This is a genomic window from Pseudomonas sp. PA-4-8C (genome assembly GCF_021606625.1).
Classification (GTDB): Bacteria; Pseudomonadota; Gammaproteobacteria; order Pseudomonadales; family Pseudomonadaceae; genus Aquipseudomonas; species Aquipseudomonas lactis.
Genome location: NZ_WKCD01000140.1, coordinates 1 through 13,547, shown reverse-complemented (window position 1 = coordinate 13,547; position 13,547 = coordinate 1). Strand labels below are relative to the sequence as shown.

Annotated in this window: 21 protein-coding genes and 2 tRNA genes; all 23 read left to right on the top strand. The window is 59.2% G+C overall.

Annotation, left to right across the window (positions count from 1 at the left end):
- Positions 1 to 242: hypothetical protein (locus tag GIW04_RS19175; protein WP_236479128.1), on the top strand; the 242-nt coding region annotated here is incomplete at its 5' end.
- Complete coding sequence (locus tag GIW04_RS19170; protein WP_120249035.1) at positions 235 to 948, top strand: hypothetical protein; 714 nt, start codon at positions 235 to 237, stop codon at positions 946 to 948. The genes GIW04_RS19175 and GIW04_RS19170, both read left to right, overlap by 8 nt.
- Positions 949 to 1,075: 127 nt before the next feature.
- Positions 1,076 to 1,492 (top strand): recombination protein NinB, encoded by a 417-nt coding sequence (locus GIW04_RS19165; RefSeq protein WP_120249036.1) that lies wholly within the window; start codon positions 1,076 to 1,078, stop codon positions 1,490 to 1,492.
- Complete coding sequence (locus GIW04_RS19160) at positions 1,492 to 1,788, top strand: hypothetical protein (RefSeq protein WP_120249037.1); 297 nt, start codon at positions 1,492 to 1,494, stop codon at positions 1,786 to 1,788. The genes GIW04_RS19165 and GIW04_RS19160 overlap by 1 nt, the downstream gene beginning before the upstream one ends.
- Positions 1,785 to 2,369: a recombination protein NinG gene (locus GIW04_RS19155; RefSeq protein ID WP_120249038.1), complete on the top strand. Its 585-nt coding sequence runs from the start codon at positions 1,785 to 1,787 to the stop codon at positions 2,367 to 2,369. Before GIW04_RS19160 ends, GIW04_RS19155 begins: the two co-directional genes overlap by 4 nt.
- Positions 2,366 to 2,911 (top strand): hypothetical protein, encoded by a 546-nt coding sequence (locus GIW04_RS19150; protein WP_120249039.1) that lies wholly within the window; start codon positions 2,366 to 2,368, stop codon positions 2,909 to 2,911. Before GIW04_RS19155 ends, GIW04_RS19150 begins: the two co-directional genes overlap by 4 nt.
- 115 nt (positions 2,912 to 3,026) lie before the next feature.
- Positions 3,027 to 3,102: transfer RNA gene (locus tag GIW04_RS19145), tRNA-Thr, on the top strand.
- Between the two features lie 3 nt (positions 3,103 to 3,105).
- A tRNA-Asn gene (locus GIW04_RS19140) sits at positions 3,106 to 3,180 on the top strand.
- Between the two features lie 327 nt (positions 3,181 to 3,507).
- Positions 3,508 to 3,846, top strand: a complete 339-nt coding sequence (locus GIW04_RS19135; RefSeq protein ID WP_003175039.1) for a hypothetical protein — start codon at positions 3,508 to 3,510, stop codon at positions 3,844 to 3,846.
- The gene (locus GIW04_RS19130) at positions 3,843 to 4,187 is read left to right on the top strand and encodes a hypothetical protein (RefSeq protein ID WP_120249040.1); all 345 of its coding nucleotides are present in this window, start codon (positions 3,843 to 3,845) and stop codon (positions 4,185 to 4,187) included. The genes GIW04_RS19135 and GIW04_RS19130 overlap by 4 nt, the downstream gene beginning before the upstream one ends.
- 53 nt (positions 4,188 to 4,240) lie before the next feature.
- Positions 4,241 to 4,498, top strand: coding sequence for a hypothetical protein (locus GIW04_RS19125; RefSeq protein ID WP_120249041.1), 258 nt, complete (start codon positions 4,241 to 4,243; stop codon positions 4,496 to 4,498).
- A 64-nt stretch (positions 4,499 to 4,562) separates the two neighbouring features.
- Entirely contained in the window at positions 4,563 to 5,120 is a 558-nt protein-coding gene (locus GIW04_RS19120) for an HGGxSTG domain-containing protein (RefSeq protein ID WP_120249042.1), read from the top strand.
- Positions 5,107 to 6,405, top strand: coding sequence for a terminase large subunit domain-containing protein (locus GIW04_RS19115; protein WP_120249043.1), 1,299 nt, complete (start codon positions 5,107 to 5,109; stop codon positions 6,403 to 6,405). The genes GIW04_RS19120 and GIW04_RS19115 overlap by 14 nt, the downstream gene beginning before the upstream one ends.
- A 7-nt stretch (positions 6,406 to 6,412) precedes the next feature.
- The gene (locus GIW04_RS19110) at positions 6,413 to 7,831 is read left to right on the top strand and encodes a DUF4055 domain-containing protein (protein WP_120249044.1); all 1,419 of its coding nucleotides are present in this window, start codon (positions 6,413 to 6,415) and stop codon (positions 7,829 to 7,831) included.
- Positions 7,821 to 8,864, top strand: a complete 1,044-nt coding sequence (locus GIW04_RS19105; RefSeq protein ID WP_120249045.1) for a minor capsid protein — start codon at positions 7,821 to 7,823, stop codon at positions 8,862 to 8,864. Before GIW04_RS19110 ends, GIW04_RS19105 begins: the two co-directional genes overlap by 11 nt.
- An 88-nt stretch (positions 8,865 to 8,952) precedes the next feature.
- A complete protein-coding gene (locus GIW04_RS19100) occupies positions 8,953 to 9,663 on the top strand; it encodes a hypothetical protein (RefSeq protein ID WP_120249046.1) in 711 nt (236 codons plus the stop codon).
- Between the two features lie 11 nt (positions 9,664 to 9,674).
- Positions 9,675 to 10,652, top strand: coding sequence for a major capsid protein (locus GIW04_RS19095; RefSeq protein WP_120249047.1), 978 nt, complete (start codon positions 9,675 to 9,677; stop codon positions 10,650 to 10,652).
- A gap of 48 nt (positions 10,653 to 10,700) precedes the next feature.
- Positions 10,701 to 11,261, top strand: coding sequence for a hypothetical protein (locus tag GIW04_RS19090; protein WP_120249048.1), 561 nt, complete (start codon positions 10,701 to 10,703; stop codon positions 11,259 to 11,261).
- A gap of 40 nt (positions 11,262 to 11,301) precedes the next feature.
- A complete protein-coding gene (locus GIW04_RS19085) occupies positions 11,302 to 11,694 on the top strand; it encodes a protein singed (protein WP_120249049.1) in 393 nt (130 codons plus the stop codon).
- Between the two features lie 3 nt (positions 11,695 to 11,697).
- Entirely contained in the window at positions 11,698 to 12,057 is a 360-nt protein-coding gene (locus tag GIW04_RS19080) for a hypothetical protein (protein ID WP_120249050.1), read from the top strand.
- The gene (locus GIW04_RS19075) at positions 12,057 to 12,479 is read left to right on the top strand and encodes an HK97 gp10 family phage protein (RefSeq protein ID WP_120249051.1); all 423 of its coding nucleotides are present in this window, start codon (positions 12,057 to 12,059) and stop codon (positions 12,477 to 12,479) included. Before GIW04_RS19080 ends, GIW04_RS19075 begins: the two co-directional genes overlap by 1 nt.
- Positions 12,476 to 12,871 (top strand): phage tail terminator-like protein, encoded by a 396-nt coding sequence (locus tag GIW04_RS19070; protein ID WP_120249052.1) that lies wholly within the window; start codon positions 12,476 to 12,478, stop codon positions 12,869 to 12,871. The genes GIW04_RS19075 and GIW04_RS19070 overlap by 4 nt, the downstream gene beginning before the upstream one ends.
- Before the next feature lie 65 nt (positions 12,872 to 12,936).
- Positions 12,937 to 13,547, top strand: a 611-nt coding sequence (locus GIW04_RS19065) for a phage tail tube protein (RefSeq protein WP_236479127.1), incomplete at its 3' end; no start/stop codon positions are given.

Sequence of the window (13,547 nt, the reverse complement as noted above, 5' to 3'; positions counted from 1 at the left end):
CGGACATGACCGACAAGATGCGTGAAGAGTTTGAGACCGCTGTTGCTTTGGAAGCTAAAGAGCCCGTGCTGGCGGTGTACCTGAGCCGACGTGACGACACCTACAGCACCAGCACCCTCCATTTCGCATGGTGGGCTTGGAAAGCCTCCCACGCGGCGCTGCTGAAAAAGCAAGTCAAGGAACAAGAAGAATTCCTTGCCCACCTTGCCGATTTTGAGCCTGAGGACACTTTCCATGACTGACTACACCGAACTTAAGCGACTGGCCGAGGCTGCAACGCCAGGCCCTTGGAGCTATGACGGCTCCTATGTGTGCCCGGCCCGCGTGGAGGAGGGGACTACCTACGTTGAGACGTGGCGATCAGTCGCTGATTGCGCTCAGCCTGAGAACACCAAGTTCATTGCCGCCGCCAACCCTTTCTCAGTCCTGGCCATGATCGCCGAGAGCGATCGGCTGACCAAGCTCCTTGAGCGAACCGTAGAACAGTATGTGCCGCTGACTGAGCTTGAAGGCGTGCAGGGGTGGAGCCGGGTAGTTGAGCTTGTCGAAGTTGTCACCGAGCGCGACCAACTCCGCGCTGAAAACGCCGGCCTCAAGACCGGCTACGAAGCTTACGAGCGGGGGAATGCTGAGCTGAAGGCTGAGGTGGAGGAACTGCGGAAATACGGGGAAGAGTTTGCCGTATTGGCTGAGCGCCGCCGCGAAGAGGCCGACGCGTTGCGCAAGGATTCCGAATCCTATCGCTTGTTGAGCTTCTGCCATGGGCAGGGAACGCTGGAACTGGTTCGGTCTCACCATGAGCTGTGCGCCGAGATTCGCCGGTTGAAAATTCTCGCCGGCGAGCCAGTGCCGCCAACTCCCGAAGAGTTCATTGGGCCAAGCCCTGAAGGTCCGACGGCGCGCATCCGCCGGAAGCTGGCCGCCATAGGCAAGGGAGAACAGTCATGAAGCGAAACTGGACAATCGTGGTTCCAGGCTACCCGCCATTCCCAATGATCCTGCTGGATGGCGAGCTGGATCATGCGGCTGCGACTCGTGAGGCTCGCGGTATCTGGCCTGCGTGTGAGGTGCAGCCATGACCAGCCTCCAGATCCGCAACGAATCAGACCGCAACAAGGCCATGGGCTACATCGCTGGCCTTGACTTGGCCAAGCCAAAGAAGCTGGCCATCACCGAAGTGGACCGCAGCGGTGAGCAAAACAAGGCCCTGCATGCCGCACTGGCCGATATCGCCGCCCAAGTCGAGCACGCCGGAAAGAAGTGGGACGTCCTGATCTGGAAGCGCCTTCTGACGGCCGCCTGGCTGCGCGAGTCGGGCGACCAGCCGCAGATGATACCGGCGGTAGACGGTAACGGCTTCGACGTCATCTACGAACGCACCAGCAAGCTCACCGTGAAGCAGTGCAGCGAGTTGATCGAATGGGTTTTTGCTTTCGGCGCCGAGCACCAGGTGCGGTGGACGCAGAAGGACAACTGGGGAGGTAGGTACTGATGAGCCATAACTTCAAACCGGGCGACTTGGCGCTGATAGTCAAAGGTCCGTGTGTTGGTTGCTGTGTCGACCTTATCTCCTTTCATGCCGCCAACACCGATGTGCTGCTCGCAAGCGGATCTTTTGGTAGTTCAGATGTGGCTGCTTGGCGTGTTTCTGGTAACGGTCTCACCGCTCGATTCGGAACATCTGCAGAAAGGCGCCCTGTCAAGGATGGTCTCATTCCCTCCGGCCATCTAATGCCCCTGCGCGGCGATTTCACCCCGGAGCAGCAGACAGCCAAGGAGGCTGTATGACCATCGAACGTAAGCCGGCCAAGCCGAAGAAATGCCGCGTCGATGCGTGTAGAGCCTCATTCATCCCTTCGCGTATGGGGCAGGCGGTGTGCAGTCCAGCCTGCGCGCTGATCGACGGGCCAAGGCACGCACCGAAGGCCCGCAAGGCCCTGGCCGACATCGAGCGCAAGGACATCAAGGTCCGCAAGGAGAAGCTGAAGAGTAGGGCGGACCACCTCAAAGACACGCAGCAGGCATTCAATGCATGGATACGGGCGCGTGATGCTGGTCAGCCATGCATCAGCTGCGGCCGCCACCATGAAGGTCAGTATCACGCAGGCCATTACCGCACTGTAGGAGCGAACCCAGAGCTGAGGTTTGAACCGCTCAACGCCTGGAAACAGTGCGCCCCGTGCAATAACCACCTCTCGGGAAACCTCATCAATTACCGAATCTCGCTCCTGCAGAGAATTGGCGAGGAAAAGGTGGCATGGCTAGAAGGCCCTCATGAGGCCAAGAAATACACCGTGGAAGAGCTAAAGGCGATGACCGCCGAATACCGGGCAAAGACCAGAGAGCTGAAAAAAGGGGAAGCCGCATGACCTATCGCAACGTTGTTTCAGCAGTAGTTCGCGCCCTTGCGGCCGAGACGATTAATTCCGCAGGCGGCTGCGACTTTGAGCCAAAGGTGCAGTGCGCCAAGCAGAAGGGGGAGATTGTCGGCAAGGAGGCTGCATTCCTGACTGACTGCTGGGTGTTCGGGCGGCTGCATAAGGCGCTGTCGGCCGAGCACTGGCGCGCTCTGGTGGCGAAGTTCTCCACGCACACTGAGCGAAAGCACGCGGCGATTGCCGAACTGACCCGAGTGACGCGCTCACCGGCGCCGGAACGGTTCCTGCACTGCGCAGTGGTGACTTGGGCCTTGCCTCGGCTGCCTGGCGTTGACGGAAAACGCTCCACCAACGTCCTTCCGGCTGGCTGGTACGAGATGGACAACTGGTCGAACGAGCCGCACCCGATCAAGACCCAAGAGAGGTGGAGACGGGATATTCGCAAGACACTGGAGAGCGGCGTAGACCGGGCCCTGGTGGAGGCTCAGCACATTCTTGAGCAAGAAGGCCTTGTGATATCAGAAGTAGCTTGACGTGCACTGATCCAATGAGCCATTATCCACCCATCCTGTCGTACTTGCGCATGTAGGTGATGCAAGAGACAAACAAACCCGGCCACCGCGCCGGGTTTTTTATTGCCTCAAATTCGCCGCCATAGCTCCAGTGGTAGAGCAGTCGCCTTGTAAGCGAATGGCCCGGGGTTCGAATCCTCGTGGCGGCACCAAATTGGTGGGTAGCACAGTGGTAGTGCAATCGGCTGTTAACCGATCGGTCAGTGGTTCGATCCCACTCTCACCAGCCAGTAACACCTGTAGCCAGGGCAGCCTCACGGAAGGCCTGGACGCTGATAAGCCGGTAGTGCAGCGCTACGGAAAAACACCGGCAGCCCGCGCACCCTGACCTAACTGTGCTTACAGGGTGGCGCGAGACAGGAAAGGCGAGATCGATGCATTAGGGCGTCGACGCTGGGATCGTCTTCGGCTGACTGCGGGAAAGACCGCGCACCTATTCAGGGCCTCGACATTGATCGGGGCCTTCTAGTTTTCGGCTCCACCACACCCATTGCTCCGAGCTGGGAGTGCTGTGTGAGCCGATTCAATTCCCAAACATGCCCCACGGAGTCGAGCGCATGGAGTATCTACAGCGCCTGCTCGACAAGATCGACAGGTTCGAATTGTTGATTGCGGGCCTGATTGGGGCCGTTGTTGCGAGCTGGTGGCACAAGGATGATTTGTCCGACTGGCGCGCCTGGATGGTGTTCTTGGTCACCGGGGTGGCCTGCTCGCTGTACCTGACGAGCATGGTCAGCGCCTACCTGAATGTCACTGAGCCCAAGATCGTCGCCGGGATTGGCTTCTTGCTGGGCACGTTCGGCGGCTCTCTCCTGGCAGCAATCAACCGAGCCATCAAAGCCGCTGACCTCTGGGCGCTCATTCGCCAGCGGTTCGGGGGAGGCAATCCACCATGAATCTTGAACTGATCAACTCCATCGCCTGCGGCCTGATCGCGGCCTGGGCTACCTGGTGCGTACTGAGCGGGAAGGTGAGAGACGGCATCCTCGGGAAGCTGATCTACACCACGATCGCCATCACCGGTTTCGTCGTGTCGGTGCGCAGCCAGAACATCTTCTTCGGCCCGACCACTGCTGGCCTGACGCTGCATGTCGCCCTGGCTATGGCCGGCGCCCGCCATATCTTCATGGTCACCTACTGGCAGACGGTGAAGGCCTGGCTGTGCAAGACGCTCAACTGTGAGCAGTGCATGGGTTGCCCGAAGGCACCTGAAAGCATCGACCAGCCCAAGCAGTAATCCGCGCCACGTTTTCGAATGCGCCAAATCGTGGCGCGAGATAGGAGTAGGGCATGAGCGTAAAGGTACTGCAGTTCAAGCGTGAAGACTGGCGCGACGCAGCCAAGACCCTGCGCAAGATTGCCGATGACCTCGACGCTGGCGAGCATCCCGAATGCACCGTAGGCGCCTTGACCCTGATCGGCGCGAAGGGAGAGGTGACCGTGTTCGGCCTCGGCCCCAAGTGCGACGATCTGCAATGCCTGGGCGCTATGCGCTTGGGTGAGCAGAAGCTGATTGATGTGCTGCTGGATACATCAAACGACCATTGAATGACGTTCGAACGACGTTGAATGACCATTCATTCGCGAAACACCCCATGAATGAGGCTTAGCCATGGCCCTATGCGGCGCAAAGAAGCGCAGCAACGGGGAACCATGCAAGCGACACGCTGTTCCGGGTTCCTCTCGCTGCAAGCTACACGGCGGGGCTGCCACCAAGGCCAACAAAGGCAATCAGCACGCCCGCAAGCACGGGATCTATTCGGACACTCTGACTGCTGATGAGCATGGCCTCTGGGATGACATCGGCATCGGGACGCTCGACGACGACATCAAGATCGCCAAGCTCCAGTTGCGTCGCGCGCTGATGGCCCAAGCCAAGGCTGAAGCGGGTGACGGGCTTGTTCTGGATATGGAGAGCATCCACACCCAGGCGACCGATCCTGTTGAAGAGAGTGAGCCTGCGAAAGAGCCAGGCCGTCCATCAATGACAACCCAGCGTCGACGCCAGGGCTACGAGGACATCATCAACCGCCTGCTGGGCCGTATTGGTGACCTTGAGTCCAAGCGCGCCGACATGATCAAGAAGCTCGACCCTGAAGACGACGGGCCATTGCCTCAGCGCATCGAAGTGGTGGTGACTGACGCGAGACGCCCCAATGCCGAGCCTTAACGTACCTCAAGCCCAGTTCCTGGCACTGCCTCACAAGTTTCGCGCATTCGTGGCTGGTTTTGGCTCTGGCAAGACCTGGGTAGGCTGCTCGGCGCTCGGGAAACACTTCTGGGAGTGGCCGCGCATCAACGCCGGCTACTTCGCTCCTACATACGCCCAGATCCGCGACATCTTCTACCCGACAATGGAAGAGGTGGCGCATGACTGGGGGCTTCGCACTGAGATCAATCAGTCGAACCATGAAGTCCACGTCTACAGTGGCCGGCAGTACCGCGGCACCGTGATATGTCGATCCATGGAGAAGCCGCAGACAATCGTCGGCTTCAAGATCGGTCACGCGCTGGTCGATGAGCTCGACGTAATGAGTTTGGTTAAGGCGCAGCAGGCATGGCGCAAGATCATTGCCCGGATGCGCTACAACGCCCCAGGGTTGCGCAACGGGGTGGACGTAACGACGACCCCTGAGGGTTACAAGTTCGTCTACCAGCAGTTCCTGAAACAGGTGCGCGACAAGCCTTCGCTGGGTGATATGTACGGCCTGGTGCAGGCCAGCACGTTCGACAATGAACTGAACCTGCCACCTGACTACATCCAGTCGCTGATGGAGTCTTACCCGCCGCAGTTGATCCTGGCCTACCTCAATGGTCAGTTCGTCAACCTGACGTCCGGTTCGATTTATCACTCGTACGACCGCAAGCACAATCAGTGCTTCGACACTGTGCAGCCTGGCGAGCCACTGTTCATCGGCATGGACTTCAACGTCGGCAAGATGGCAGCGATCACGCACGTAAAGCGCGACGGGTTACCCAGGGCGGCTGATGAGCTGGTAGACGGCTACGACACACCGGACATGATCAGGCGCATCAAGGAGCGCTACTGGCGGTACGACAGCAAGGATTACGAGAAGACCTGCGAAATCAGGATCTACCCGGATGCCTCGGGCGGTTCACGCAAGTCGGTGAATGCCAGCGAGACGGACATTGCCATTCTTCGGCAGGCCGGTTTCACGGTGATAGCGCCGGCGGCAAACCCGCCTGTAAAGGACCGCATCAACGCAATGAACGCCATGTTCTGCAATGCCCAGGGCGAGCGCCGGTATCTGGTGAATCCGTTCACATGCCCGACATACGCCGACGGCCTTGAGCAGCAGGTGTGGGCCCCCAACGGTGAGCCAGACAAGACCGCGGGTGTAGACCATGCGAACGACGCCGGCGGCTACTTCATCCACCACGATTACCCGATCATCAAACCGATGACCCACATCCCTGTCACCTTCACTTTCTGAGGCCAATATGGCGAATTACAGCATTCCCCGGGCAGAGTACGCACAAGCCCTGGCTGGCTGGCAGTTGGTGAAGCGTTGCGTTGCTGGTGCGCGAGAGGTTCGCAAGCACGACGAATACCTGCCGATGCCCGACCCTGAGAACAAATCACCTGAGAATCAGGCTCGGTACAAGCAGTACAAGAAGCGGGCAATGTTCCTCAACGTTACCGGGCGCACGCGCACCGGCCTAATGGGGGCGGTGTTCCGAAAGACTGCTGAGTTGTCGCTACCGACGGCGGTCGAATACTTGAAGGAGAACGCCAGCGGCGACGGCACAAGCCTTGAGCAGCTCTCGAAAGAATCCGTAGGAGAGTGCCTGGACACGGGGCGTGGTGGATTTCTGGTCGATTTCCCCAGGGTTGCCGCCGAGAGTGGCGTTTCTTCGATGGCAGACCTGGCTACCAGGCGCGCACTCATCCACTTCTACGACGCCTTGGCTATCATTGATTGGGAAGAGCAGGTGATCGACGGCGTTAAGCGTCTGGTGTACGTGAACCTGCAAGAGTGTGTAACCGAGTTCAACCCTGCCGAGCTTTCGCGTGAAACCTACAACCAGAACCGCGTCCTGCTGCTGATTGATGGTAAATACGTCCAGCGAGTCTACAAGAAAGGTACTGATGACTATGAGGAAGCCATACCAACGGATAAGGCCGGCAATGCGTTCGACCACATCCCGTTTAGCTTCTACGGCGCCCAGAACAACGACGCCAGCATCGACAAGTCGCCCCTTGAGGACCTGGCTGATGTGAACATCCTGCACTACGGCAACAGCGCCACGGTGGAAGAGAGTGGTTTTATCAGTAGCCAGCCAACGCTGTTCATCACCTCCGATATCAGTGCTGATGAGTTCATTAAGGCAAACCCAAACGGTATGCAAATTGGATCGCGACGCGGGCATTTGCTCGGGAAGACAGGATCCGCAGATTTGGTACAGGCTGAAGAAAGTCAGCTCGCCCGCACGCTGATGAAGGACAAAGAAGAGCAGATGCTCATGATCGGTGCTCGTATCGTCCAGCAGGGCGGCGGCGCCGAGACGGCAGAGGCTGTTCGCATCCGATATAGCTCGGACAACAGCGTGCTTGGCACTATTGCTGGCAACGTATCTGAGGCCCTGAAGAGAGCCATCCTTGACGCCGAGCGCTTCATGATCGGCGAGCCGGACGAAGCAGGCACTGTGTTCTGGCTAAACCAGGCGTTCTTCGACGAGACCATGACCGCTCAGGACATCATGGCCCAGGTGCAATTGTGGCAGCAGGGCTTCATTGCGAAGTCCGATGTTCGGGTGAACCTGCGTCAGGGCGGCGTGCTTGAAGCTGATCGCACCGACGAGAAGATCGACCAAGAACTGGCCAGCGCGCCACCGGTAGGCGGAAACGATGAGCAATGAAGGCTTTCTTGAGGATGCTGCTACACGTCACCAGATTTACGTCCAGCGGTATGCAGGCGGAAACCTCAAGCGAGTGGCCGTATTTCTCAGCAGGGCAATCAAAACAGCCAAGCAGCGAGTTTCGGATGGGCTGAGCGCCTACGGGACCAAGCGCTACACCTCGCAGATAGAAACGCTCCAAGGCGATCTGCGTGGTATCTACGATGACCTGAAGGGTCAGGCGCAACTTGATCTGAGCGATTTTGGTTCATACGAGGCCCAGTTCAACGCAACCATGCTGGGAAGGGTGGTGCGCGCCGTCGTGCAGCTCAACGTGCCGTCGGCTGAAATGGTTTCTGCTGCGGCGATGGCCGATCCACTGGAGTTGGAGGCTCGAAAGGGCATTCAGCGCATCAGTATCAGCGGCGCCTTGGACCAGTTCGGCACCAAGAAGGCGGCCGAGATCATAGGCGAGATCCAGATCGGGTCATCGCTGGGCGAAACCAGCCAACAGATCAGCCGACGCCTGACCAGCATTCACCAGTTGCAGCAGGATCAGGCGGGAGCCCTGGTGCGCACCATGACCAACCACATCGCCAGTACGGCGCGCATGGAGACGCTGAAGGCCAACGACGACATCCTCAAGGGCTGGCGCTGGATATCTACACTGGACAGTCATACGACCCCAATGTGTCAAGACAGGGATCAGCGGATGTACGGATGGGATGACCCTAAACCACCAGGCCACTGGGGCTGCAGGTCAAGCTCGTTGCCCGTGCTGAAAGATGAGTTTGCTCGCGAGATTACTGGTTCAACTCGGCCATCAATCGGCTCCGATGGTGTTGAGCTGGTTTCGAGCAAGACCAGCTATCAGGAGTGGCTTGCCCGTCAGCCTGCCGCCTTCCAGCGTGAGGTGCTCGGGCCGAATCGCTACGCTCTGTTCAGCAAGGGTGAGCTGACCTTGGACAAGTTCATTGACGACAACGGCAAGACCCTCACGCTACAGCAGTTGAGAGCCCTTGAGCCGCAGGCCTTTGAGCGCGCAGGCATGTAACAAGCAGAAAGATTGAACAGCCCTGCCATTCGGTGGGGCTTTTTTATGTCCGCAGGCAGGGCCTGCACCAAGTCTCTGGGAGACAGCAATGACCTTGAAATTCCAATTGGACAGCCTTGAAGGCGTCGATGAGTCCGTTCAGGCCCTGTACGTCGAGAAGGACGGCAAGTTCGTTCTTGGTATTGAAGGCCTTCCTCAGCCTGAAGACGTTTCCGGCCTTAAGTCCAAAGTTCAGGAACTGCTGGACGAGAAGAAGGCGGCTGACAAGGCTCGCAAGGAGGCCGAAGACGCGGCCCGCCTGGAGCGTGAAGAGTCGGCCCGTAAGTCAGGCAACGTCGAAGAGCTCGAAAAGTCCTGGTCTGAGAAGTACAACCGCCGTGAAGCCGAGCTGAACGGTCTGCTGGAGCAGGAGCGCGGCACACTGGGTGGTCAGATCCGGGATCTGACTGTCGGCCGGACCGCCACTGACATCGCAACCACGCTGGCCATCCCCGGCAGCGCCAAGGCATTGCTCCCCCATATCGAACGCCGCCTGAGCGTCGAGCAACGCGACGGGAAACCCGCCGTAGTAGTGCTGGACCAGGCCGGCAAGCTCTCCGCGACCACGCTGGATGAGCTGAAATCTGAATTCATGAACGACCCCGCATTCGGTCCACTGATTGCGGGTAGCAAAGCATCTGGCGGCGGGGCCGGCGGTGCTGGAAAGGGCGGCGGGGCCGCGAAAGGAAACATCGGCGGCACCAAAACGGAACGCACGGCGGCAATCGCCAGCCAGTTCCCTGATCTCCCTCTCAATTAAGGATTCACACTATGTCCCTGACCCAAATGCAGGTCTTCAACGATTACATCATGAAGGCCACCATCGAGACGCTGGACCAGTACCTGGAGGCGTTCAACGCCGCCAGTCGCGGCGCCATCGTCCTCTCCCCGGACGGCTTCACTGGCGACTTCCTGCAAGAGTCGTTCTTCCAGACTCTGGCAGCCGCCCAGCGCCGCGTTGACCGCTATGCAACCAACGGCATCGCGCCGATCACCGACCTGGCCGAGCTGAAGAACTCGTCCGTGAAGGTGGCAGGCGGGTTTGGCCCGGTTCGTTACGAGCCTTCGCAAATGACCTGGCTGGAGCGTCCAACCGCTCAAGGGGTAGAGGTTGCAAGCCGTGCGTTTGCTGAAATCCTGCTGAAGGATCAACTGAACACAGCTATCGCTGCTCTGGTGGCCGCGATCACTGCTCAGTCCGCAGCCGTGAACGATGTGTCGGACACTCTGGGTATCAGCCAAGCCGCGCTGAACAACACCCACGCCAAGTTCGGCGATGCCAGCCAGAACCTGGTAACCCAAGTCATGCAGGGCACCACCTATCACAAGCTGATCGGCCAAGCCCTGCAAAACCAACAGCAGCTGTTCCAGGCTGGCAACGTGCGCGTGATCGACATCCTCGGCAAGGTCTCGGTGGTTACCGATGCCCCGGCGCTGATGCAGGCAGGCGTAGATCCAGCGCCGAACAAGGAAATCATCCTGTCCCTGGTGCAGGGTGCTGCTCTGGTGCATGACGGCCGCGATATGGTCAGCAACGTGCAAACCTCGAACGGTAAGGAGCGCATCGAAACCACTATCCAGGTTGACTACACCTTCGGCCTGGGCCTGAAGGGTTACACCTGGGACACCACCGCCGGCGGCAAGTCTCCAACCGACGCAGAACTGGCGACCGGTACCAACTGGGACAAAACCGCCACCAGCATCAAGCACACCGCTGGTGTTGCATTGATCGGTGATGCCTCCAAGTAACCCCTGATGCCGAGTCGAGCCAAGTGCTCGGCTCGGTGAGGATGCGACATGAGCAATAAGATTTGGTATCTGCCTGGCCCGTTTCACCAGTACCAGGAAGACGTTAAGGCCCTGGCCAAGCAAGCAGGCCTACGCATCATCGACGCAAGCGTGACTGCGAGCCGTGACGGAGCTGCCGAGGCTGTCCCGGCGGTGACGATCAAAGAGGCACCTAAGGTTCCGCTGACCTCTGGTGACAATTCCAGCATCGATATCGACGCCCTCCGCTCCGAGCTTGAATCTGTCGGCCTGGTCGTCGAGTCATTTGCTGATCAAGCGCTGGCGCGCCCCGAAGGTGAGCTTGGAGCTGTTGCTGATCGCCTGTTCCAGGTGTTCGAGGCGGTCAATGCTGGCGTGCAGAGTCTGCGCAACGAGCGTGACGGCGGGGTCGAGACGGTGAATGTCCTGCAAAAGCAGATCGATGATCTGCTGGCCCATGCCGATAAGGCGAGCGCCGAGGCTAAGGAAATCGCTGACCTGAAGGCCAAGCTGGACGCAGCCAATGTCACCTATCGTGCCAACGCCTCGAAAGAGTCGCTGCAAAAGCAGGTCGACGAACTCGCCAAGTAACACCCGGGGCTTCGGCCCCACTCATTCAAGCGGAGGCCAGATGGCTACCTACATCACTGTGGCGGACGTTGACGCCATCCTAGGGCCTACATGGACTACCGAGGACAAGAAAGCCCGCGCAGTGTTGCAGGCGAATGCCTATCTGACCTCGCTCAATCTGGTCGGCGTCGATATGGACGCCATCCCGGATGAGGTGAAGCAGGCCGGCGCCGAACTGGCCAGGGTCGCCTCTGAGGGCAAGCTCTACCAGCGGCAGACCGAAGGTTCGCTTGAGGCCAAGACGGTCAAGGCCGGATCTGTCAGCACCAGCAAGACGTTTGCCACGCTGGACAGTAGCAAGATCATTGCGCAGCCCGGTGATGTGCAGTTCGCGTTGGCGCTGCTTTCCCCTTTGCGGTCGAGCCCGTTCTCGTTCCGCGTAGATCGGGGGTGACCCATGGGCCTGCGCGAAGACATCCAGACCGATCTGGCCGAGGCCTTCGATACCGACCTGGCCGATGCCGTGCAGCCATTCTCTGGCGGCGTGACACTGCCAGGCACGTGGGACCCGGTCACCGAGGCAGCAGGGGCGCCCGTTGTCATTGCCTACACCGGGCGTGGCGTGTTTGATGCCTTCAAGATGGCGCAGGTGGATGGCGTGAATATCCGCGCCACTGATCAGCTGCTGATCGCGCTGACCAACGAAACGATCGGCGACATCCCGGACATCGGCCACAAGATCAATGGGTTTGACGTGGTCAACGTCCAGACCGACCCGGCCGGCGCCCATTACGAGATCCAGCTGAGGAAAGTCTGATGGCCCAGGGCTGGAGCATCCCACCTACGGCATTCGCCGACCAGATCGATCAGGATGTTGCTCGACGTGTGCGAGTTATAGCGATGGCATTGCTTGGCGAAGTCATCAGCAAGTCACCAGTCGATAGCGGTAGGTTCAGGGGCAGCCACATCGTGAGCGTCGGAAGCCCGGTCTATACCGTAACGACACATACCGACAGGAATGGTACCGACACCCTCGATAAGGGAAGTGCGGCGCTTTCCGGCCTGGAGCCATACACAGTTGTCTACATACAGACCAATCTTCCCTATGCGGAGCGGCTGGAGAATGGCGGCTATAACGGACCAACTCAAAAGGTTACAGAGGAAGGCTTTAGTCGGCAGGCGCCGGCAGGCGTATATGGCCTTTCTTTCATAGGCGTAAGCGAGGCGTATCGAGAATGACCTACGAGCAGATCAGGGCGCTCATCACCGCGCGCATGGCGTCCTTCACCGGTATTGACCAGGCGCGGATTGATTACCCAAACCAGCCTGCAGTGTTCACCCCGCCAGATACTGGCCTGTGGTGCCGCCTGAATATTCAGTATGCCTCAGCCTTCATGGCTGGCATGGCTGACCAGCCATACACTCGAAAGCCCGGGCAGATCAGCATCCAATGCTTCGCGAGGGAGCGCACCGGCACCAAGGCCATAACGGAACTGGCCGACGCACTCGAAGCGCACTTCGCCTACTGGATGTCCGGCGATCTTGAATGCATGGAAGCCAGCCAAGTGGTCGCCGGTGAGTTCGAAGGCTTCTACCAGATCAACGTGAACATCCGGTTCCGCGCCGGCTGAGCCAGGCAACACCAAGCCACCCGCCATTGAGCGGGTTTTTTTATGCCCAAACAAAGGTGGAAACCATGTCTAGCGGCGCAAAAGTTGTAAGTCACATCATCAAGGAGGTGACGCCAGGCGTTACCCCCACCGGCGCCTGGGACACGCTGCGCCTTACCGGCAACGCACTGACCCCAACCGTCAACACCGCAGTCAGTGACGAGATCACTGATTCCCGTATCAGCCAGGGCTCGGTGGCCACCAGCACCGACATCGGCGGCGACCTGACTGCTGAATTCTCGTTCGGCTCCTTCGATCAGCTGCTTGAGGCCGCTTTCTACGGCGCCTGGACTGGCAACGTGCTGTCTGTGGGCGATACGCGCAACACCTTCAGCATCGCCAAGGGCTACAGCGATGTCGGCGTGTACAGCGTGTTCAAGGGCGCTCATGTATCCACCTTCGCCCTCGACATTCCCTCCGACGGCAAGGTGACCGCCACCTTCAATATGGCGTGCCTGGATTACGCCGACAGCGACACGCCGATTGTGGTGTCGCCGAACGCTCCCACCACCACGCCGTTCCTGTCGAACAACAACGTCGGCACCATCTCGATAGACGGCGAGTCACTCGAAGGCGTGGCCTGCGTGTCGGCCATGACCATCAGCCTGGACAACAGCCTTCAAGCCCAGCGTTGCAT